The sequence below is a fragment of the Mesorhizobium sp. M7D.F.Ca.US.004.03.1.1 genome (genome assembly GCF_003998635.1).
In the GTDB taxonomy this organism is placed as follows: domain Bacteria; phylum Pseudomonadota; class Alphaproteobacteria; order Rhizobiales; family Rhizobiaceae; genus Mesorhizobium; species Mesorhizobium loti.
Genome location: NZ_RZQG01001205.1, coordinates 1 through 1501, shown reverse-complemented (window position 1 = coordinate 1501; position 1501 = coordinate 1). Strand labels below are relative to the sequence as shown.

Below are 1501 nucleotides of genomic sequence, written 5' to 3'. Positions count from 1 at the left end.
ACTATTTTACCGTCTGGCACAATGTGTTCGAGCGCGGCGGCCTGAAGCGCGGCGAAACGCTGCTCGTCCATGGCGGCTCGTCCGGCATCGGCACCACCGCAATCCAGCTTGCCTCGGCCTTCGGCGCCTATGTCATCACCACCGCCGGCAGCAAGGAGAAGTGCGACGCCTGCCTGAAGATCGGCGCCGACCGGGCGATCAATTATCGTGACGAGGATTTCGTCGCCGCGGTCAAGGAAGCGACTGGGGGCAAGGGCGCCAATGTCATCCTCGATATGGTCGGCGGCTCCTATGTCGAGCGAAACTACGAGGCGGCGGCGGTCGAAGGCCGCATCGTCCAGATCGCCGTGCAAGGCGGCGCTGTCGCAAGCGCGGACTTTTCGAAGATCATGGTCAAGCGGCTTACCCACACTGGCTCAACGCTGAGGCCACGCACCGTCGAGTTCAAGGCGGCGATCGCGGCGGCGCTGGAAGCGCAGGTGTGGCCGTTGCTCGGCACCCGCAAGGTGGCTCCCGTCATGGACATGATCTTCCCGCTCAGCGAGGCCTGGCGGGCGCATGAGCGCATGGAAGAGGGTGAGCATATCGGCAAGATCGTGCTCGACGTCGGCTGACAGCGGCATCGCTCGCTCGGCCTGCAGGCCGAGCGAGCGAGGTCCGCCTCCGCGGCTGCCTACAAGATGAACAGAAGCTTAATGCTGCAATGCAGCATTTGCATCATTGCTATGCAAAATCGGCCATTCAAGTCCTCATCGATGACGCCTATTTGAGCACCATCGAAACGAACATCATTCTGGAGGACTACCATGAACCCGATCCGCGCTTTCCGTAACTGGCGTATGTACACCGAGACCGTCCGCGAACTGAACCGTCTCAACGCACGTCAGCTCAGCGATCTCGGCATCAACCGCGCCGACATCGAAAAGATCGCCCGCAAGGCCATCTAAAGCCAGGTCTGGTCCGCTCCGGCGGACCAAGCCGTAGAAGCCAGAGCCGCATCAGACGACTTTCGTCGCGGTTCCGAGCCCGCTGGACCCAGTCTGGCGGGTTTTGTCGTTTTAGGGCCGGGATGATCGACGACGGTCTCAACCGATGCCGATCATCGAGCAGGATTGACCTCAGTTTTCAGCATGGCATCTTGGCTCGGGCGCTTTCACAAGGGCGAACCCTGATGGAAGCAGCGGCAAGCTCCAACATCCCGCCAAGACCGGGTGCACTTGTCTCGAACGGATCTTTGCCAAGACCGGAACCCGCCAGCAAAGCCAGCTTGTCGTTCTGCTCAAGAGTGCGGAACCGTTTCGGCAAGGCCCCGCAGCTTCCGGCGATTGCTTCCAAAAACGTTGCGAAACGGCAAGAGAGCGGTTATACAGACCGCGAATTTCCCATTTTGGTGGCTCTAAACCACCGCCCGCGCGGGAACGCGGGCGAACGAGAAGGATTTTTAAATGGCCAATACGCTGCTGATGCCCAAGGCGACCGCCGTCTGGCTGGTTGACAACAC

General features: G+C 60.6%; 2 protein-coding genes. Both read left to right on the top strand.

Going from position 1 to position 1501, the window contains the following annotated elements:
* Positions 1-614 (top strand): zinc-binding dehydrogenase (locus EN935_RS35605; RefSeq protein ID WP_164771666.1); only part of this gene is annotated, 614 nt, incomplete at its 5' end.
* A gap of 192 nt (positions 615-806) precedes the next feature.
* On the top strand, positions 807-947 hold the full coding sequence (locus EN935_RS35600; protein ID WP_091578925.1) for a DUF1127 domain-containing protein: 141 nt from the start codon (positions 807-809) through the stop codon (positions 945-947).
* Positions 948-1501 lie beyond the last annotated feature (554 nt).

Coding starts and splice junctions, on each gene's coding strand:
- EN935_RS35600 (WP_091578925.1), top strand. CDS start 807: ATGAACCCGATCCGCGCTTTCCGTAACTGGCGTATGTACACCGAGACC.